Origin of the sequence: Chelatococcus daeguensis (assembly GCF_001887265.1) — a bacterium.
GTDB classification, from domain to species: domain Bacteria; phylum Pseudomonadota; class Alphaproteobacteria; order Rhizobiales; family Beijerinckiaceae; genus Chelatococcus_A; species Chelatococcus_A sambhunathii.
In genome coordinates this window covers 338,584-357,480 of record NZ_CP018096.1, presented here as the reverse complement: position 1 = coordinate 357,480, position 18,897 = coordinate 338,584, and the positions used below count along the sequence as shown (strand labels likewise).

Genomic DNA, 18,897 nt, shown 5'->3' with positions numbered 1-18,897 from the left:
CTCTTGAGATCATCCGTCGTTGCATGTGTCCTGCCCGGCCTTATCAGCCACCGCGCTTCAGTTCCACCGGCACGCGGACGAGATCCCGATCCCACGTGACCTTGCAGTTTCTCAGTTGATAACGCGTGAGATAGAGATAGCCGCGCTCGCCGAAATCCTCATAGGAAAAGGTCTTCGCATCGGGGTCGATGAGCGAGGGGTAGAAATAGGCGTGCCGTTCGTCGCACGACTTGTCCCACAGGAGCTCGGCCGCCATGACGAGCCGCGGCTCGCTCCATTCGATGAGATCGCGCGAGGTGGAGGTGAAGAAGCCCTCGACCACGCGGCCGTCCGGCATCTTGCGCTTGTCGCCGAACACCGCCATCACCTCGCCGCTATCGCGCAGCGTGACGAGCCCGCCGATCATACGGCCGATGATGCGCGTCGCCACTGGCGTGCAGGTGTGCGCGTCGGCATCGGTCACCTCGTCGCGGAAAGGATCGACGAAGCGGGCGGAGAAATCGCGCCCGTTCCACGCCCGCCAAGACGCCGGATCGCCAAGGTTCTTCGTACGGATGAGACAGGCGCCGCGCTTCTGCGCCCGGTAGCCGTCGGCGAAGATGAAGGCGTAGTACCAGCCGTCGCGCTTGATGATGTTGGTCGGATTGGCGTAGCCGACGCGCGCCTTGCGATCGGTCGGGAAGTCGTAGGGCAAGGTCGCCACGACGGGCGGGCCGCCCTCCCCCTCCGGCCGGAAGCTGCGGCCGCCGTCACGCGAGACGAGCCCGGTGACGGTGTTGAGCAGGCAGGCGCTGTACTTGCCGGCCGGACACTGGCCCGGGGTGCGCTCGCCGCGCAGTTCCGTGTGGGCCAGCGCATAGACCGTGCGCCCGTCGCCCGTATAAACGCTGCTGATCCAGCTGAGGTCGTCGAAGGCGGCGAGCTTCGGCGAGCGGTTGGCTTCGTAGATCACCGCGCAGCTCGGCACCACCGCATCGAGGCTGGGGCCGAGCAGCGCGCGGTTGTCGTTGTGGCTGATGATCAGCCGCACCTCACCGTCCGCATTGCGGAAGGCCCGTGCCGGAGCGTCCGGCACGTGGCTCTTGACGCAGGCGTCGCGGGACCAGTCGAACACGGTCTCGACCGGCCCCGTCGGCGCGAGGGAATAGCCGCCGGAGGTCTGTGCGCGGGCCGCGCCGGGCATGAGCCCGGTCGCGATCGCACCCGCGAGCGCTCCTGCAATGACAGCGGTGGCTACCCCCCTCGCGCTGGCCGCCATCACGCCACCTTGCGCGCCGGCTCCGGCGTCTTCTGCATGACGTCGACCATCTTGGTGTCGGCGCCGTTCTCGACGAGGAACTGGCGCATCTCGCGATAGGTGTGATGATAGGCCCGGTTGAACTTGTCGAACAGCGACTGGTCCCAGTATTCCTCGAGCACGAAGTCCTTGCCCGAGAAGACGTCGAAGCTGGGGATCTGATACGTCTCGGCGAATTCCACCGTGCGGCTGTCGTAGGTGAAGTAGATGGATGGAGTGCCGTTCGACAGGGCCATCAGGTTGCCGTGCAGCCGGTAGCCGAGGACGATATCCTTCTGCTGCACCAGCGCCTCGTAGTCGGCAACGACGTCGGAATAGAACAGCCGCTCGCGGTGCAGCTTCTCCATCACCTCGTCGAGATACCACTCGGAGACCCACTTGTTGGCCCGCAGCGCCTCGAAGGCTTCCTCCTTCTGCTCGGGCGTGCCGAAGACGATCTTCTTCTCTTCGACCTCGCCCTGGGCCATCAGGACCACGTCGAAGCGCTGGGCCAGCGACTTCACAAGGTCGCGGTGGAAGGTGAGATAGCGCTTGATGTCCTGTGCATAGGCCGGCGAGACCTCACGGCGCATGGTGATGCCGGCGTATTTCACCTTCTCCAGCGGCGGCAGGGTGATCGCCAGGTTCGGGTCGTTGCGGCGGAAGGCCGTGGGGCAGCCGACGATGCGCACGTTGCGGATGCCTATGTCCCACAGGACCTGCGCCGAATAGGCGCCGCGCACGCCGATGGAGGTGGTGGAATCCGCCATCATGCGCAGCACGGTCTTCGTCTCGTCGGACAGTTCGATCTTGCCCTTGACCGGTGCCTGGGCGCCGATGCCGAAGGCGATGACCGGGATCTTCAGCCGCTGCAGGACCTCGAGCGTGCGGCTCCACTTCATGTCCTTGTGCACGTAGTTGGAACCGCGCAGGAAGACGTAGTCGTATTCCCGGTTGATGCGGTCGATGTCGTCGAGGTTCGGGTTGGCGATCTGCAGCACGTCGAGCTTCTCGTAGTTGAGAAGCTTCAGCGAGGAATCGAAGACGAAGGCGTCGCCGATGTTATGATAATGGTTGATGTGCGCCTGAACATCCTTGTAGCGGTACCAGCGGACGCAGTCGTGATCGTAGACCTCTCCCGAGGGGATCATCACGAGAATTCTTGCCATAGGACCTCTCCCTTTCACCTGTGGCGTTACGATGGACAATTCAGGCGCTGCGCGCCGCCGCCGAGGGCACCGCGGCGGTGGCCCGGGTCGCGGCGCGCTCCGCGGCGACGGCGTTGTAGAGATCGAGGTGGCGCCGCGCGCATTCCTCGTAGTCGATGGGGCGGGTGATGCGCGCGCGCAGCCGCTCCCACAGGGTCTCGTCCGTCAGCGCCTCGACCATGCGGTCGACGAGGTCCTCCGACGAGCCGACGCGGAAGTGCAGGCCGTCGACGCCGTCGGTGATCTTCTCGGCCATGCCGCCGATGTTGCTCGAGATGAGCGGGCGGCCGTGGAAGAAGGATTCCTGGATGACGATGGGCGAGTTCTCCCACCAGATGGAGGGGATGATCGTCCAGTCTATGGAACGCATAAGGCGCGGCATCTCGCTGTTCTGGTAGGCGCCGTAGAAGCGCACGCGCGGGCCGGCCCGCTCGATCAGCGCCTCGATCTTCTCCTGGAAGGGTTTGGGCTGGCGCTCGAGGTTGCCGCCGAAGATCATCAGCTGGGCATCCTCGCCCCACACCGCTTCAGGAATCCGCCCGACCGCATCGAGCAAGACGTCGACGCCCTTGAAGGACGTGATCTGGCCGAAATAGGCGAAGCGGCAGCGCCGCCCGCCCGCCGGCAGCGGCCGCGGCGGCGCAGGCTCGGCGATGTCGAGCCCATTCTCGATGACAGTGAAGCGCGAGGCGTCAAGCCCCCAGTCGACATAGCGCTCGACGAGGAAGCGGCTCGGCGAGACGAAATGGTCCGCAACGTCGAGGAGGCCCCGCACGAAATGCTCCCGCCGCAGGAAACGGGCCGGTGAGATGTCAGGGAAGCAGGCGTTGCAATCCGCCGGCGAAGCGCGGTTGCAGAGCTTGGCGCCACCGGTCTTCACCATCTGCCCGTGGTGGTGACAGATGGAGAGGAACTCGTGGAAGGTGACGATGATCAAGGTCTCGGGCAGTGCCTGCCGGACGGCATAGAGGCATTCGAGGCCGAGGCCGATGAAGTGGTGGAAATGCACCACGTCCGGCCTGAGATCGCGTACCACGCGCAGAAAATCGCGCTCGATCTCCTCCGTATTGCGGTTCGACAGCAGAAAATGGTCGTATTCGTCGGCGTGGTAGAGGATCTCGCCCTGTTTCTGGCGCAGGCTCAGAAGTGCCGTCGCGCCGTGGCGCGCGACCGGATGGCCGACGCGGGCGAGGTAGCGCGAGCCGACGCCATCGATGCGGTTGAGCCCCTTATGCAGGTTGTAGGATGCAATCTCGGCGCCGCCGAGCGAAAAGCTCGGGTGGCCATGCGAGACGACGAGCACGCGCAGCGGATGGTTCGCGGCACGCGGCGTCTGACGGTCGGCTCTCGAACGATCGGTCATCTTCACCCCCGCATGTTGGCGACAAGGAGCGACCAGCGGCGGTTGAAGCTCCAGCTATCGGCACGCTGGGCGAGCTTCTGCCACGGTGTCGCGATGGCGCCGGCGTTCTCTTCCGCAGCGATCATCTCGACCTCCGGCAGCCACATGGACGGCGTGCCGGCGAGCTTGAGCTGCAGGCACAGGTCACGTCCCTTTTCCGTGGCGCCGAGATAGGACCGGTTGAAGCCCCCGACGGCCTCCATGGCGGCGCGCGGCAGCATGCAGCAGGCCACCGTACCGGCGACGACGTCACTCGGTTCGGCGTTGCGCACCACGTCGCGCGGATAGCCGATGTAGCGGTCGCTCAGCCGCCGCTCGCCATCCTCGGTCTCGAGCCACGTTCCCGCGAAGCGGATGGAATCATCCTCGAAGACGATGGTGGGGCTGACGAGCACCTTGCCGCCGCGGGCCCGGTAGGCGCGCTCCATGCGCGACAGCCAGCCGGCCTCGCGCGGCAGCACCGAGGCGGAAAGGAAGGCGAGCGTCTCGGCGCTCGTGGCGCCCACGGCCGCCTCGAAGGCGTCGCACATGTCCTCGATGCCCTCCGCAACGACGAGCCTGAGGCGCAGCCCGTAGAAGCCGGCGAGACGCTGCGCGTCGGCGCCGATGCGGTCGGCATGGCCGATGGGCACGGACAGGATGATCGGGACGTTGCGCGTCTCCGGATCGAGCGCCAGCAGGCAGAGGGCGACCGCCGCCTCCTCCGGCTCGCCGGCGGCGCCGACGACGAGCGCCAGCGGCGCCGCCTCGTCGAAGCCGAAGTCGCGCGTCTCGACGACCCGCGGCGCGGGCCGCTCCATGGCCTGCAGCATCGGCCCGATGTGGCGCTCGATGGCGACCGACGCGGTCGCGGTGTGCGGATCGAGTGCCGACATCAGGCGCTCGAGCGCCCGGCGCGACAGGCCGCGCGTGACCGTCAGCGGGTAGAAGGCGATCGTGTCCTCGCCGATCGCCAGCTCGAAATAGGCTGGGGCGCCGTCGCTCGCCGAGACGCCGGGCACGAAGGCGAGGAAGCCGTGATCGTGACGTGCGGGATCGACACGCCCGGCAAAGAGCGGATCGTTCTGGAAGGCATGAGTCACGTCCGGTCGCGGCAGGCGCGTCCAAGTGCCATTGATGCCCTCGGCCATGGTGCCGCAGCGCAATGCGATCGTGTCGACGAGCCCGTCTGGATCGAGCATCCAGCCCGACACGAGCATGCCACCGCCCGGGACCTCCGCCACCATGTCCATGCCGAGGCGGATCGGCTTCTGCAGTGCCGAAACGGTGTCGCGGCCATCGAAACGCTGCGCCGCGCGGCGCAGCTGTCGCAGCGTCTCGGGGCTCGCCTCGGCGCGCGGCAACACGTCACGGATGTGCGCGGGTACGTCGGTCGAAGCGAGCAGCACGCGCCGCTCGTAGATGTCGAGCGCGCGCCAGCCCTCAGCACCCCGGAAGAACAGGCGCTCGAAGGCATCCGCCTCGACGGGCACCTTGCCTGGATCGAGCAGCCCGACGAAGCCGCGGCCGTTCCCACCGAGGTCCTCGCGCGGCACCGTCGCGGCGACGAAATCGCCGACGAGGAAGCCCTCGTGCGAGACGAGCAGGCGCGTCGCATCCGCCGGCAGTTCGGTGGACCATCCCTGCAGGTAGATCTCGCCCGTATCGAGAGCACCCATCACCTCGACGAAACCGTCGTTGCGCGCCGCGACCTGCAGCATGGTGAGCGCCGCGGCGAGCCGCCGCTGACTGCCCTTGCCCGCCATCAGCGCCTGGATGAGCCCGTCGACAGCCTCGGCGAAGGCGTCGCCCGCATCGCCAGCCATGAGGTGGAGCAGCCGCGGCAGCGGCAGCGCGCGGCGCATCAGCGTGAAGCGCGCCGGCCGCCCCGCCCGCCGCATGACGACGGAGCCGAGACGCAGGCGCCCGTTGATCTGCAGCGGTATGGCGGCCACGAATCCGACCGCGGCGTCGGACGGCGCGCCCGGCCGGCGCCAGGAGACGACCGTCGCCTCCATGCACATCGCCGGGTCGCCGTTGAGCAGCACTTGGAGCGTCTGAGGCATGGCATCGGCCACGCCGAGGACAAGCACGAATTCCTCGCCGATGGGCGCGGCGAGCGCCGTCTCGCCGTCGATGGGCAGGTCCGCCTGGTCGGTCATTGATCCTCTCCCCCTGATCGAACGTGCCAGACCCGCCTCACGCGCCCATCCTCCCGACGAGGACCAGCAGCACCGCGATCGACGACGCAGCGGCCACGAGGCTGAGCGCGCCGAGCAGCGCCACTGCGCGGCGCATCGGTCGGTCGGCCGTGTGCGTCAGGTCGCGGATGCGCTCGTCGAAATCGGCAAGCGTACGGTCGAAGCGCATGAGGAACACCTCGATGTCCGATACGCGGCGCGTCAGCTCGGCCTGGCTCGCACGTACGAGCTCGACGGCGGCGCCTATGCCCTCCTCATTGGAGGACATCTTCTCCACCTGCTCGGCCGTCATGCGCAGCGCCTCGGCCGCCTCGCGCTGGATGATCTGCGAACGGCGCTGGGCCGCGATCAGAACGTCGAGCTGATCCAGCACCCGGCCGAGTGGCGTGTTCATCGCCGCCTCCGCCGCTCGCTCGTCCTGCGAGGGCATGCGCAGCGCCGTCTCCTGGCCCGTCGACGGCGAAGTGGCGATGATGGACAGCTGGTCGATATGGTGCAGCACGAATTCCGGCAGATCGACCTCGAAGGCATGGGCGCCGTCGCCGACACCGTTGCGGCGCAGGTCCACCCGCGGCTTGTCGGCCACCGTCGACAACACCTGGCGCCCGGCGATGAGCACCTTGACCTGCAGTCGCTCCAGCGGGCGATTGCGGTCCCATACCCAGCCGAACAGACGCGATCCCTCGATGGCATCCATGCGACCGTTGATGTCGGCGGCGAGATTGGCGGCCGCTTCGGGCGCGGGCGTCGCCGACTGGGGCGCTGGTCGTTCTGTCGTTGCTTGCGCAGCAGTCATGAGGCTTTCTCCTCGTTCAGGCGGCGTCGGCCATACGGCCGGCGCGGCTGTAGAGGGCGATGTGCCGGTCCGCGACCTCGCCGATATCCGGCGGCGCAGCGATGCCTCCGACGAGCCGATCCCAGAGGCCCTGGGTCTCCGCCGCCTCGCGCATCGCCGAGGCGAGCGCGGACGGATCGTCCGGCCGCACGAGCAGGCCGTCGAAACCGTCGCGCACCATTTCGGCCATGCCGCCGATGCCGCTCGCGATGACCGGGCGGCGGTGGCGGAAGGCCTCCTGGATGACGAGCGGGGCGTTTTCCCACCAGATCGAGGGCATCACCACCCAGTCGACGGCCGCCATCAGGGCCGGCAGTTCGTCGCGGCGGTAGGGGCCGAGCCGCACCACATGCGGCTCCACGGCGGCGGCGAGTTCGTCGACTTCCGCCACGAAGTGCTCGGCCTGGAACGGCGCCCCGCCATGCAGGCGCAGCGCGAAGCCATCGAGGTCCGCGAGCCGCGCCGCCGCCTTCAGCAGCACGGTCACACCCTTCCACGGATTGAAGTTGCCGAAATAGCCAAAAACCGGCCGCCGCCCGTCGGGGGAGGAGCGATGGGCGGCAGCCGGCACCGCCGGCCGGCCGTTCGCGACCACCTCGATCGCGCCGGACGGCAGCCCCCACGCGACGTAGCGCTCCTTGAGGAAGCGGCTCGGCGCAATGAACAGGTCGACCTGCGAGAAGTGCGTCTTCAGGTGGCGCTCGCGCAGCAGGAAGCGGTCCGCACCGATCTCGGGGAAGCAGCCATGGCAACGGTGCGGCGAGGCCGCGTCGCAGCGCTCGCGCTCCTTCGTGCGCATCATCAGCCCGTCATGCGCGCAGATCGGATAATAGTCGTGCAGCGTCACAACGATGCGCGTTTCGGGCAGAAGGCGTCGCACGAGGGCGATGAACTCCACGCCGACGAGCAGGAGGTGGTGGATATGCACCACGTCCGGCCGGAAGCTCTCGATGAGGCCCTTGAGGTCCGGCACGACACCATAGGTATCGGTCTGGCTCATGTAGAAGCGGTCGAAATGGCCGCTCCACAGCACCACCTCGTCGCTCGCCCCCGGCAGGCCCTGAAAGGCCGTGCCCGGCCGCGGATCGCGGTGGATGCGGTTGGTGGCGGCCAGGAACAGGGCCTCGAGCCCCCGCTCCTTCAGGCTCAGGAACAGGTCGTGCGCGAAGATCTCCGTGCCGCCGGGATGGAAGTCGGGATGGTTGTGCGCGACGACGAGCACCTTCATGCGGGTGCCCCCGGGCTCTTCGCCACGATGACGTCCTGATAATGCGGCGCGTCGGTGCCGCCGCGCCAGTGGCCGAGGCTCACGCGCTCGATGCGCAGGCCCATGGTCTCGACCGCATTCTCGACGAGGCCGGAATCGAAGCCGATGGCCCCGAGCGGCGCCTCCGGATCGGCCACCCAAGTGCCGGCCTCTTCGCCGCGCTGGAAGCGCGGGCGGGCGCCGTCCCGCGCATGGTCACCCGGCGTGACGATGAAGGCGGTGAGGAACAAGCGCCCGCCCGGCGCGAGCAGGCGCGCGACCTCGCGCATGTAGGCCGTGATCTCGGCGAGCGGCAGGTGGGTGGCCACCGACACCATGGCGGCGAAGTCGAAGCTGCCGTCAGAGAAGGGCAGCACCACGTCCTCGCCGGCAAGCGGCCCCTCCGGGTTGTAGAGGGGATGCGCCACGTCGAGGCGGCAGAAGCGGAAATTGGGATAGACGGGCGTGATCGTCTGCGTGCACCAGGCGATGCCCTCGCCCACCGGGTCAATGCCCTCGTAGACGGCGTCGCTGTCGAGATATTGCGTCAGCGGCACGGCCATGCGGCCAATGCCGCAGCCGATGTCGAGCACCCTGTCGCAGGGCTTGAGACCGCCGAGGCGGACGAAATGGCCGAGGAACTCGGCGCCGATGGCGCGGTAGTCGCCGTCGCCGACGAAGACGTTCTCGGGCGGCGGCGCGGGCAGGAAACGGTTGTTGAGCACCGACCCGGTCAGCCAGGTCAGGCGCGCCTCCTCCGCCGCCGTGAGCGGTGAGGCATCGCGCGAGGAAATGCGGTGGGCAATCTGGGCTGTCATGCACAAAGGCTCCTCTCCCGCCGGCGCCGACGGCTGCCGCGGGATTCCATGATGTCGGTGATGAGATCGCCCCAGCGCGCCGTATGGAGGGCGCAGTTGTATTGCCAGGCGATGCCGCGCATGTAGTCGGCGCTCTCCTTCATCGACTTGCGCTCGAGGTGGTAGAGCTCCACCGAAGGCGCATAGAGGATGCGCCGCCCGCGCGCCGTGATCTTCAGGCACAGGTCGCTGTCCTCGTAATCGCCGATGACGTAGTCTTCGGTGAAGCCGCCAACGTCGTCGAAAAGCGGGCGCGGCAGGACGAGGCAGGCGCCGGTCACGGCAGGCACGATACGCTCCTTACAGGCCGGCGCATAATCGCGCGGCAAGCCCTTGTGGAAATGCTGGTTGAGCCAGCGGCCGCGATGGTCCTGCGAGAAGAACATGCCCGCATGCTGAAGCGAGTCGTCCTCGAAGAGCAGCTTCGGGCCGACAGCCCCGATGCCGCGGCGCCCGTTGAGGCGTTTCGCCAACGCCGGTAGCCAGCCGGGCGCTGTCGGCACCACGTCCGAATTGACCATGGCGAGGACCGGGCCTCGCGCCTCGGCGGCGCCCGTGTTGCAGGCCCGCGCGAAGCCGGCGTTGCGCGCCATGACGACAAGCCTCATCGGCAGCGCATAGACGAGGTGCAGCCCGGTGAGGAGATGCTCCACGTCCCGCGCCTGATCGGGCGAATCGAGCACATAGATCAGCTCCGCATGGTCGCGGAACCACGCATCGGCCGCGAAGGCGGCGATCTGGAAGCGCAGGAAATCGAGCACGCGATAGAGCGGCACGACAACAGATACCCGGGGCCGTGCCAGAGGGCGCCCGATCATCACCACGGATGGTTCGCCGATACGACCGCGTGCCTCGGCGTGGAGCCGCTCGATCACCGGCGCGATGGTGCCGGCCAGAACCGCTTCGTTCACATGCTGCGGTGGCACGGCCCGCAGGGCGGCCGCGCGGCGCTCGGCCGGATCGACCGGCTGCGGGCCGGGCACGAGATCGTGGAAGGCGCCCGACTTGAGGCGCAGCCGGAAGCGCGGCTGCAGCAGCGGCACGGCGCCCTGAAAGGCCGGCGCCCGCACCGCGAAGCCGGTGGCGCGCAGGCGGATATCCTCGCTAGGCCCCTCGATGTCGACGGGAAAGCGGTGAAGGCCCGGTGTCAGATCCTGGGGCCCGTTGCCCGTCACGGCCTCGATGCCGGCAACGAGGTCGCTCGGATCGCGATACCAACCGGTGACGAGCGTGCCGGAGGCCGTCGCCAGCGCGGTGGCAATCTCGGCCGACGGTGTGGCGCCCCCGCCCGTGACGCGACGCGGTTGCAGAGGGGCGCGCAGTTGCGCTTCGAGCGCCATGGCCTGTCCCGCCTCGGACCGCTCCGAGAGCTCGCGTAGGAGATGCTCGCGCAGGCCGGGCGCGCCCTGCGCCTTCTCGCGCAGCCAGCGCACCATCGTCGGCGGCTGCGTACCTGCCTGCGTCAGCGCGCGCACGCTCATGCCGTCGGGCCCTGTCAGCACGATGAGGGCTCCCGGCCCGGAGAGCGCGGCATCGCCGGCCAGCCAGTGCACGCTCTGGCGGCCGTCCCGCCGCAAGGGCGCGCAATGCGGCACGCCTTCGAGCTTGCAGAGACCTCGGTCGCTGACGGCATAGGCGGCATCGATCCGGCCGAAGCCGGCGGCCAGCATCGTTTCGACGAGAACGAAATCATCGGCGGCGCGGGCCAGGATGACGGCAGCCGGCGGATTGGGCGCCATCGCCTGCAGCAGCGAGCGCAGCAGCCGCAGATAGGCGCGGCTGCGCCGCAGGCGGAACAACGACGGCCAGAGACTGAGGAGCGCGGACAGTAGAGCAAGGCGGCCCGCGGCGTCGAGGCCACCCAGCAGACTTGCCGCATCGGCCGGGGCAACCGCCTCCTGCGCGCCGATCGCGATGTCCACACGCTCGCCGGGAGCGCTCGCGGACAGGCAAATGTTCAGCGGCATGCCGGCCGGCCGGCGCAGGGCCCACAGAAGGCGTGTGCCGCCCTCGGCCAGCGTCAGGCGCAGCGAAGCCGTCGGTGCGATCGACAGGCCACCTGCGACGGACAGCGGCACCACGGCATCAACCGCCTTCGCCACGTCCCATGCGAGCAGAAGCACCTCGCGATCAAGGAGAAAAACTCTCGGATGCCCGGCCTCGGCAGGCTCGGCAGCCCTTTCGTCGACATCAAGCAACGCCATCCGTTCACCCCGCATCGGCGGGGGCGTCGCAGCCGGGCCCGGCCGCGACGCCCCTCATTGTCAGTGGACGGTGAAGTAGTCGCCCGGATTCTGCTGGACGCTCTCGGCGTCCGTATTGACGAGGGTGATCGTGTCGCCGTTGCCGAGGTCGATCACGGTATTGGCGCCCGCCTGGTGGATACGGTCGACGAGATCGTCGGCCGATGCGATGCCCGTGCCGTTGATGTCCTTCGCGATCTGCAGAACATCTTCGCCGACCTTGAAGTCGAGCACGACATCGTTTCCGCCGCCGCCGGTGAAGACAAAGACGTCGTTGCCGGCGCCACCCTGGAGAATGTCGTCACCGGCACCGCCCTGCAGGATGTCGTTACCCTGGCCGCCGATGAGGACGTCGTTGCCTTCTCCGCCCTGCAGGATGTCGTCGCCCTGGCCACCGCGCAGAATGTCGTCGCCAGCGCCGCCCTGCAGGATGTCGTCACCCCTGCCACCGTCGAGAATATCGTCGCCGGCGCCGCCCTGGAGGATATCGGCCCCCTGGCCGCCAAACAGGATGTCACTGCCTGCCCCGCCCTGCAGGATGTCATCGCCCTGACCGCCAAACAGGAGGTCGTCTCCTTCGCCGCCGAACAGGGCGTCATCGCCCTGGCCGCCGAAGAGCCGGTCGTCACCCTCGCCGCCGAACAGAACGTCATCGCCCCGACCGCCGAAGATCAGGTCATGGCCGCCGTGGCCCCAGATCACATCTGCGCCTCGTGTGCCAAAGAGGGTGTCGTCGAAGGCGCCACCTTCGAGAGTCGCCATAGCTGTCTCCTTCGTTGGTTCGCCGGGGAGCGGACATCCAGCCCGGCCTTGCCGGCTCGTCTTCATGTGCAGTGTGCAGCGCACAACAGCATTTGACGGCGGGACTATAGGGGCGCTTTCTGCGAGTGTGAAGTCATAAAATAATAGTTCATGGAATGACTTTTGTATTGCCATAATATCGTCATCAAATCAGCAAGTCATTTTCATATATTAATGCTTCAATTTGCTGCGAAAAAAGTTCGAAACTCGAATTAAATGCCGCGGCGCAACACCGGGAGACGTCGCCACGATGCGATAGACGACAGGTATCGTTGGGCGGTTTGGCGGTGCAGCAAGGCAGCCCCTCCGGAGTTACCGGGCTCCGGGGGGGGCGTAGCGAGACCCGACGCCGGCTATTCTTCGCGGAAAGCCCGGTTGAAGCTCTCTGTGATTGGTGCCAGCAGGTAGTCGACGGCAAGCCGCGGCTTGTTGATGATCAGGATCTCCGCCGGCATGCCGGGATAGAGCCGTACCGACGGATTGGCCGCAAGGCTCTCCGGCAGGATTTCCGCCCGCACGACATAAAACGCGGCCTGGTTGCGCTCGTCGATCTGCTGATCGGCCGACAGATAGATGAGACGGCCGTCGAGCGGCGCCTGGCTGCGATTGTTGTAGGCGAGGAGGCGCACCCGCACCGGCGCCCCGACGTGTACGGAATCGATGTCGCGCAGACTGACCTTCGCCTCGACGATGAGCCGCTCCTGATCCGGCACCAGATCCAGGATCGCCTGGCCGGCAGCGATGACGCCGCCGGGTGTGCGCATGCGGATATCGGTGACGATGCCGTCCTCCGGCGCCAGCACCGCGACGCGCTCCAGCACGTCCTTGGCGGAATGCATGCGCTCGGTCGTGTCCGCGAGCTCGAGCTGAGCCTGTTGCAAATCGGCCGCCACCTGCTGCTGGAAGTCCGTCTGAAGTGACAGGATCTCCAGTTCGGCCGCAGCCTTGGCCTGCTCAGCCTTGGCCTTGCGGGCCACGAGCTCGCCGGCGCGCCCGGCAAGCTCGCTCTCGCGTGTCTGCAGCTCGGTCAGGCGCGGACGGGGCGCATAGCCCTTCTCGACGAGAGTGGAGATGGCCTGCAATTCGCGGTCGAGCAGTTCCCGCTGGCGGGTGTTGGCCTCGGTCTGGGCACGGATGGCGGCAAGCTCCGCCTCCTGCTGTTCGATGGTTTTCCTCTGAATGTCCACCTTCCGGTCGAACATCTCCCGGCGTGCTCTGAAGAGGTTGCGCTCGGCGCGCGTGACCTCGCGGGCGATGGGACTCGGCGACGTCTCGAACGCCTCCGGAAAGACGAGTTCCCCGGCCCCCGCCTGCTCCGCCCTGAGACGCACCAGGCGCGCCTCGAGACCGATGCGCTTGGCATCGAGGGCGGCATAGTCGGCGCGGGCACGCGTGTCGTCGAGGCGCACCAGCGGCTGGCCGGCCTTGACGGTCTCGCCCTCGTGCACCAGCAACTGCTTGAGGATGCCGCCCTCGAGGTGGCTCACCGTCTTGCGCTTCGTATCGACGATGACCGTCGCCGTCGCGACGGCAGCACTGTCGAGCTGCGCGGAGAAAGCCCATCCCACGAAGCCCCCGAGGCCCAGGACGACGGCCACCAGCCCCGCGATGACAGGACCGCGCAGCGTCGGCACGGGCGGCCCATCTGCCTCGTAGCGCTCGGCCCAGTTCTGCGCGGGCACCGCCTCGAGGCGGCGTTCGTTGGCGCGCTGGCGTGCGGCCTCGCGCGTCTCCGGCGCGACGATCTCAATGTCCTTCTTCATGCCGGCCTCCCGGAACCCGCGAGCGCAGCGACGCGGCCCCCGCCGTCCGCCACTGCAGCGGCCGGCTTGTCGGCCGGGTGAATGCTGGCCACGATCGAGGTGCGGGGCCCGAACTGGCTGACGCGGCCGTCCTGCAGGACGAGCAGCTTGTCGACGACCTGCATGATCGACGGCCGGTGCGCGATGAGCACGACGATGGCACCGCGCTGCTTGGCCGCCACAATGGCTCGCATCAGAGCCTGCTCGCCCTCGGCGTCGAGATTGGCGTTGGGCTCGTCGAGCACGATGAGCCGCGGCTCTCCGTAGAGCGCGCGGGCGAGGCCGATGCGCTGGCGCTGACCGCCCGAGAGCGTGTAGCCGCCGTCGCCGAGTGGTGTGTCGTAGCCGAGCGGCAGCCGGCCGATCATGTCATGGACATCCGCAAGGCGCGCGGCCGCGAGCACTTGGCGTGGATCCGCCTCACCCATGCGGGCGATATTCTCGCGAATGGTGCCATCGAGCAGCGACACGTTCTGCGGCAGGTAGCCGACCATCTCGCCGAACGAGCCACGCTCCCACAGGAACACGTTGTGCCCATCGAGATAGACGCCACCGGCCGTCGGCTTGAAGACCCCCACGAGGAGCCGCGCGAGCGTCGACTTGCCGGCTGCGGACGGCCCGACGACGCCGAGAATCTCGCCGGGCGACAGGGCGAAGGACACGCCCTTGAGCACCGGCACATCCGATCCGGGCGGCGCAAAGACGAGACGGTCGACAAGCAGGTCGCCCTCGGTGCGCGGGGTCGGGGTCGTATCGCGCACGGGTGTCTGCTTCTCCAGCAGCTCCCGCACGCGCTTCCAGGCCGCGATGGCGAAGACCCAACTGCGCCAGCCGTCGACCATCGTGTCGAGCGGCAGCAGGAGGCGGCCGGTGATGATGCTCGCCGCGATCATGGAGCCGGGGCTGACCTCCTGCTCGATGACGAGCGTCGCGCCGACGGACAGGACGGCGATCTGCATCATGTAGCGACACGTGCGGGTGACGGAATGGATGGCCCGCCCGCGGCGCGCGGCCGTGTCGAGGAGGTCGAGCGTCCGCATTTGTGCGCTGCGCCAGCGCCGCGCGAGCGCCGGCAGCATGCCCATGGCCTCGATGGCCTCGGCATGACGGAGGCTGGCGCTGATCTCGCTGATGTTCTCGACCGACGATTCGCTGGCGCGCTTCAGGGCGCGTCGGGTGAGAAAGTCCGATACGAGGCTGAGCACGACGAGAATCGTCGCCGAGATGAGCGCGAGGATGCCGTAGAGCGGATGCAGGGCGAACAGCACGGCGAGGAAGATGGGGCACCAGATCACCTCGAGCGGCACGCCGATCGCGCTGCCGGTGAGGAAGGAGCGAATGTCGTTGAGATCGCGAATCGCCTGGCTGGCGCGCACGCCGCCCCGGCCTACCGAGGCGGCGATGGCCGCCTGCAGCACCGGCAGGTTGAGCCGGCGCACCAGCGCCCCGCCCATCACCTGGAAGGTGAGTGAGCGAATATAGTCGAGGACGCCGAAGAGGACGAGCCCGATGCCGGCGATGATCATGAGCATCACCAGCGTATCGAGGCTCTGGCTGTTGATCACCCTGTCATGCACCTGAAGCATGAACAGTGGCACGATCAGCTGCAGCATGTTGATGATGCCGCTGAGGATGCCGGCATAGACGAGGCCCACGAAGAAGGTCTTCTGGCCCTGGTGAATGAGGTCCGCGGCGCTGGCCGGCCTCTTGGTGTTCTTCATGCGTATACCGCTCCGGACGGATGGGCTTCGGCCGTCCCTCACTTTTGCCCGAAAATTCGTGCAAGAATGTGTCGATGCGTGCCTCTTCGCAACGAAGACTTTGCCATCGCGGAAGAATCGCATGCATTGTAACGTTATAATGATATAAAGGCCGCCGGCGACTCGATCGGACAGGCCTAATGAACTGGGAAAACGCTGCAAGGATAGTTCGAAAATCGATCTAAAACTGCAGCGATACGACGGGAACCAGCATGGAACACAAATCTGCCAATGAGATGACCGCTTTGACAGCCATGCCGACCAACGGGCACAGGGCCTATTTTCCCGGCTCAATGCCTCGCGAGGAGGCGGGCGATGCCGGCTCGGTGGCGCACCTTGAGCTGGTTCGCTGCATCGAGCGGCTGCACCGCCGCTATCTCGACCTGTTCCGCGTCGACCTCATGCGGATCGGCGCCGACGATCTCAGCCCTGCGCAGGTGATGATGCTGTTCACCATCGGGCCCGACGACCTGTCGGTGCGCGACCTCATCGACCGCGGCTACTATCTGGGCTCGAACGCCTCCTACAATCTGAAGCGGCTGGTCGAAGCCGGCTATGTCGAGCGCAGTGCCTCCGTGCGTGATCGCCGCTCCGCCCGCATCCGCCTGTCGGACAAGGGGCGCCAGCTCTGCGAGCTGGTGCGCGGCGTGGACGAGGGCTACCATCGGCTGGTGGTGCGGGATGATGGGGAACTGCGCGACCTCGAGATCACATTCCGCACGCTGCGCCGGATCGAGCACACCTGGACGGACGCCCTGAGGTCGGGCGAAGCGCGCATCGCCTGACGGCGCGATGCGGGCGATCTTCGTCCACCGGCACTTCCCGGGGCAGTTCGGCCGCCTCGTCGACCGCATGGCGGCCGAGGGGTGGGACATCACATTCGTCTGCGAGCGGGCGGAGCAACGCCCCTCGCACATCGCCATCGTGCGCTACATGACGGAGGGCCGGCGGGCTGCGACGCCGCATCCCCATCTGCTGGCGACAGAGCTGCACGTGCGCACCGGCGCGCAGGTGGCCGCGGTGCTCGACAATCTCAAGCAGCGCAGCGGCCCGCCGGCGGTCGTCATCGGCCACATAGGCTGGGGCGGCCTCCTCTTCGCCAAGGACGTGCTGCCGTACACGCCGATGCTCGGCTATTGTGAGTTCTTCTACCGCGGCGAGGGCAGCGACGTGGGTTTTGCGCCGGGTGAAGAGCCCGCGCTCGACGACCGTATGCGCCTGCGCATGCGCAATTCGGCGCAGCTCCTCACCATGGAGGCGATCGAGGCCGGCCTCAGCCCCACCCGCTGGCAGCGCCACCAGTATCCCGCCGAATTGCGCCGGCGCATCGTCGTGTGCCACGACGGCATCGACATGGCTCTCTGCCGGCCGCAGGCCGGCGTCCGGATGAAGCTGCCCGACGGCCGCGTGATCGCCGAGGGCGATCCCGTCGTGACCTTCGTCGCACGGGACCTCGAGCCCTATCGCGGTTTTCCCCAGTTCATGCGTGCCGCCGCGCGCGTCGCCGCGCGCCATCCCACGGCCCTCTTCGTCGTCGTAGGGGGCGACGGCATCAGCTATGGCCGTGCGCGAGACGACGGCCGCTCCTGGCGGGAAGCGATGATGGAGGAAACGGGCCTCCCGCCCGAGCGCATCGTCTTCCTGGGGCGCATCCCCCACGCGGCGCTCGTGCGCCTGTTCCAGATATCGGCGGCGCACGTCTATCTGACCTACCCCTTCGTCCTGTCGTGGTCGTTCCTTGAGGCGATGGCTTGCGGCTGCCTCGTCATCGGGTCCGCCACCGCACCGGTGCGGGAGGTGCTCGCGCATGGACGCAACGGGCTCCTGGTCGATTTCTTCGACGAGGAGGCACTGGCCGAGACCATCGTCGCAGCACTCGCTCGCGGGCGGACCCTCGCACCGCTCAGGACAGCGGCCCGGGCGACGGTGGCGATGCGCTTCGCCCTCGAGCGGTGCCTGCCCCGCCAGATAGGTCTCGTCGAGACACTTGTGGAGCGGATGACCCTGCGTCGCGTTGCCCACCGGCCGCAGGGGCGGGGCTATCCGAAGGCATAGGGCAGCAGCCGCTCGCCGGGATCCTCGCCGGCCCAGATCCGCTCCAGGCTGTCGACGATCACCGGCCCGTAATCCTCATAGGGAATCACGACGGAGGACAGCCACGGCGCAAGCCACGGATTGATGGGATTGCCGTCGATGCCGACCAAGACCACGTCGTCCGGCACGGCAAGCCCCGCCTCCGTCAATAGGCGATGAGCGCCATAGGCAATGAGGTCGCTTGTGCAGAGCACGGCCCGCGGCCGCTGCGGCGCCGCGACGATCGCAGCGGCCGCCTGATAGCCGATATCGAGATGGTCGTCGCCCGGCGCGCTCAGGCGCATAAGCATCTCGGGCGCGATCCCGGCTTTCGTAAGGACATCGATGAAGCCGTATGTCCGGTCCCGTACCGCCGAGGAGGAATGATCGGAATGGATGACGGCGAGTGGTGCATGGCCGTTCGCCAGAAAATGCGCCGCGACGGCGGCCCCCGCGCCGCGGTTGTCGATGCCGACGAACGGGGCTCGCTCGTCGTGCGGATTGCGCCGGTTGACGAAGAGAAAAACCTCGCCTGCCTCGCTCGCCGCCCGCAGGGCCGGGCTCGCCACGGCGCCGAGGAAAATCACGGAGCGCACCAGTTGCGCAGCCATCGCGGCGAGATATTCGTCCTGCAGGTCGGCCCGGTCGTGTGTGTCGCACAGCACCATGACATGGCCGACGCGGCGCAGGGCCTCTTCGGTCGAGGCGGCGATGGTGGACATGGCCGGGTTGGCGAGGTTGGGGGCCAACAGCGCCACCACGTTGCTCTGGCGTTGCCGCATTGCCCGTCCGATTCGATCCGGCCGGTAGCCCAGTTCATCCACAGCCTGACGCACGCGGGCGACCGTTTCGGCAGAAGCGCGACCGACGATGCCGTTGACGATGCGCGAGACGGTTGAGATGGAAACACCCGCACGGTCCGCCACCTCGGCGAGGGATGCCCGCGACCCTGATTTCGTCGAAGTGCCCCTGATCCTGGCAGGCGCCAAACCCCATCCCTCCCCCTTGCTTGCATGGACAATCGTCCGCAGACCTGCCGTGAGGTCAACTCTGCGCTTTGGTTTCAGCGCGACTTGAGATTCAACTTGCATGGCAGGCAAACGTTTGCCAAGTTCCTTCTGTCGGAAGGCAAACGTTTGCCAATGCCCTTTGAGCAGCGCCTTTCGCGAGCAAACGAGTGAGACGCCGCCGAAGCGGCGCGGTTGGAAGCGCAC

14 protein-coding genes are annotated in these 18,897 nt (G+C 67.6%); 2 read left to right on the top strand and 12 right to left on the bottom strand.

What is annotated here, in order from left to right; all coding sequences use genetic code 11:
* Positions 1-43 precede the first annotated feature (43 nt).
* The 11 genes from BOQ54_RS18575 to BOQ54_RS18525 form a co-directional block, all read right to left on the bottom strand.
* Positions 44-1,258, bottom strand: a complete 1,215-nt coding sequence (locus BOQ54_RS18575; protein ID WP_063188769.1) for a hypothetical protein — start codon at positions 1,256-1,258, stop codon at positions 44-46.
* Entirely contained in the window at positions 1,258-2,445 is a 1,188-nt protein-coding gene (locus tag BOQ54_RS18570; protein ID WP_055458598.1) for a polysaccharide pyruvyl transferase family protein, read from the bottom strand. Before BOQ54_RS18570 ends, BOQ54_RS18575 begins: the two co-directional genes overlap by 1 nt.
* Before the next feature lie 40 nt (positions 2,446-2,485).
* On the bottom strand, positions 2,486-3,847 hold the full coding sequence (locus BOQ54_RS18565) for a glycosyltransferase family 4 protein (protein ID WP_055458599.1): 1,362 nt from the start codon (positions 3,845-3,847) through the stop codon (positions 2,486-2,488).
* Between the two features lie 2 nt (positions 3,848-3,849).
* Positions 3,850-6,027, bottom strand: coding sequence for a glycosyltransferase family 2 protein (locus BOQ54_RS18560; RefSeq protein WP_055458600.1), 2,178 nt, complete (start codon positions 6,025-6,027; stop codon positions 3,850-3,852).
* Between the two features lie 37 nt (positions 6,028-6,064).
* Positions 6,065-6,862: a hypothetical protein gene (locus BOQ54_RS18555; RefSeq protein WP_063188773.1), complete on the bottom strand. Its 798-nt coding sequence runs from the start codon at positions 6,860-6,862 to the stop codon at positions 6,065-6,067.
* Positions 6,863-6,878: 16 nt separating this feature from the next.
* Positions 6,879-8,129, bottom strand: coding sequence for a glycosyltransferase family 4 protein (locus BOQ54_RS18550; protein ID WP_071924700.1), 1,251 nt, complete (start codon positions 8,127-8,129; stop codon positions 6,879-6,881).
* Positions 8,126-8,965 (bottom strand): class I SAM-dependent methyltransferase, encoded by an 840-nt coding sequence (locus tag BOQ54_RS18545; RefSeq protein ID WP_055458603.1) that lies wholly within the window; start codon positions 8,963-8,965, stop codon positions 8,126-8,128. Before BOQ54_RS18545 ends, BOQ54_RS18550 begins: the two co-directional genes overlap by 4 nt.
* On the bottom strand, positions 8,962-11,208 hold the full coding sequence (locus BOQ54_RS18540) for a glycosyltransferase (RefSeq protein WP_071924699.1): 2,247 nt from the start codon (positions 11,206-11,208) through the stop codon (positions 8,962-8,964). Before BOQ54_RS18540 ends, BOQ54_RS18545 begins: the two co-directional genes overlap by 4 nt.
* A gap of 60 nt (positions 11,209-11,268) precedes the next feature.
* Positions 11,269-12,009 (bottom strand): calcium-binding protein, encoded by a 741-nt coding sequence (locus BOQ54_RS18535; protein ID WP_071924698.1) that lies wholly within the window; start codon positions 12,007-12,009, stop codon positions 11,269-11,271.
* A 392-nt stretch (positions 12,010-12,401) separates the two neighbouring features.
* Positions 12,402-13,811, bottom strand: a complete 1,410-nt coding sequence (locus BOQ54_RS18530; protein ID WP_071924697.1) for an HlyD family type I secretion periplasmic adaptor subunit — start codon at positions 13,809-13,811, stop codon at positions 12,402-12,404.
* A complete protein-coding gene (locus tag BOQ54_RS18525; protein WP_055458607.1) occupies positions 13,808-15,571 on the bottom strand; it encodes a type I secretion system permease/ATPase in 1,764 nt (587 codons plus the stop codon). Before BOQ54_RS18525 ends, BOQ54_RS18530 begins: the two co-directional genes overlap by 4 nt.
* A 332-nt stretch (positions 15,572-15,903) precedes the next feature.
* Between BOQ54_RS18525 and BOQ54_RS18520 the strand changes: the two genes are divergently transcribed.
* A complete protein-coding gene (locus tag BOQ54_RS18520) occupies positions 15,904-16,395 on the top strand; it encodes a MarR family transcriptional regulator (protein WP_055458952.1) in 492 nt (163 codons plus the stop codon).
* Positions 16,396-16,402: 7 nt separating this feature from the next.
* Positions 16,403-17,665 (top strand): glycosyltransferase family 4 protein, encoded by a 1,263-nt coding sequence (locus tag BOQ54_RS18515; protein ID WP_071924696.1) that lies wholly within the window; start codon positions 16,403-16,405, stop codon positions 17,663-17,665.
* On the opposite strand, the gene BOQ54_RS18510 is transcribed toward BOQ54_RS18515, so the two are convergent.
* Complete coding sequence (locus tag BOQ54_RS18510; protein WP_245316383.1) at positions 17,650-18,897, bottom strand: LacI family DNA-binding transcriptional regulator; 1,248 nt, start codon at positions 18,895-18,897, stop codon at positions 17,650-17,652. The genes BOQ54_RS18515 and BOQ54_RS18510 overlap by 16 nt on opposite strands.

Excerpts from the sequence above, each read along its gene's own strand:
- BOQ54_RS18530 (WP_071924697.1), bottom strand. The coding sequence starts at position 13,811 with ATGAAGAAGGACATTGAGATCGTCGCGCCGGAGACGCGCGAGGCCGCA.
- BOQ54_RS18520 (WP_055458952.1), top strand. The coding sequence starts at position 15,904 with ATGCCTCGCGAGGAGGCGGGCGATGCCGGCTCGGTGGCGCACCTTGAG.
- BOQ54_RS18565 (WP_055458599.1), bottom strand. The coding sequence starts at position 3,847 with ATGACCGATCGTTCGAGAGCCGACCGTCAGACGCCGCGTGCCGCGAAC.
- BOQ54_RS18570 (WP_055458598.1), bottom strand. The coding sequence starts at position 2,445 with ATGGCAAGAATTCTCGTGATGATCCCCTCGGGAGAGGTCTACGATCAC.
- BOQ54_RS18535 (WP_071924698.1), bottom strand. The coding sequence starts at position 12,009 with ATGGCGACTCTCGAAGGTGGCGCCTTCGACGACACCCTCTTTGGCACA.
- BOQ54_RS18560 (WP_055458600.1), bottom strand. The coding sequence starts at position 6,027 with ATGACCGACCAGGCGGACCTGCCCATCGACGGCGAGACGGCGCTCGCC.
- BOQ54_RS18525 (WP_055458607.1), bottom strand. The coding sequence starts at position 15,571 with ATGAAGAACACCAAGAGGCCGGCCAGCGCCGCGGACCTCATTCACCAG.
- BOQ54_RS18545 (WP_055458603.1), bottom strand. The coding sequence starts at position 8,965 with ATGACAGCCCAGATTGCCCACCGCATTTCCTCGCGCGATGCCTCACCG.
- BOQ54_RS18575 (WP_063188769.1), bottom strand. The coding sequence starts at position 1,258 with ATGGCGGCCAGCGCGAGGGGGGTAGCCACCGCTGTCATTGCAGGAGCG.
- BOQ54_RS18515 (WP_071924696.1), top strand. The coding sequence starts at position 16,403 with ATGCGGGCGATCTTCGTCCACCGGCACTTCCCGGGGCAGTTCGGCCGC.
- BOQ54_RS18550 (WP_071924700.1), bottom strand. The coding sequence starts at position 8,129 with ATGAAGGTGCTCGTCGTCGCGCACAACCATCCCGACTTCCATCCCGGC.
- BOQ54_RS18540 (WP_071924699.1), bottom strand. The coding sequence starts at position 11,208 with ATGGCGTTGCTTGATGTCGACGAAAGGGCTGCCGAGCCTGCCGAGGCC.
- BOQ54_RS18555 (WP_063188773.1), bottom strand. The coding sequence starts at position 6,862 with ATGACTGCTGCGCAAGCAACGACAGAACGACCAGCGCCCCAGTCGGCG.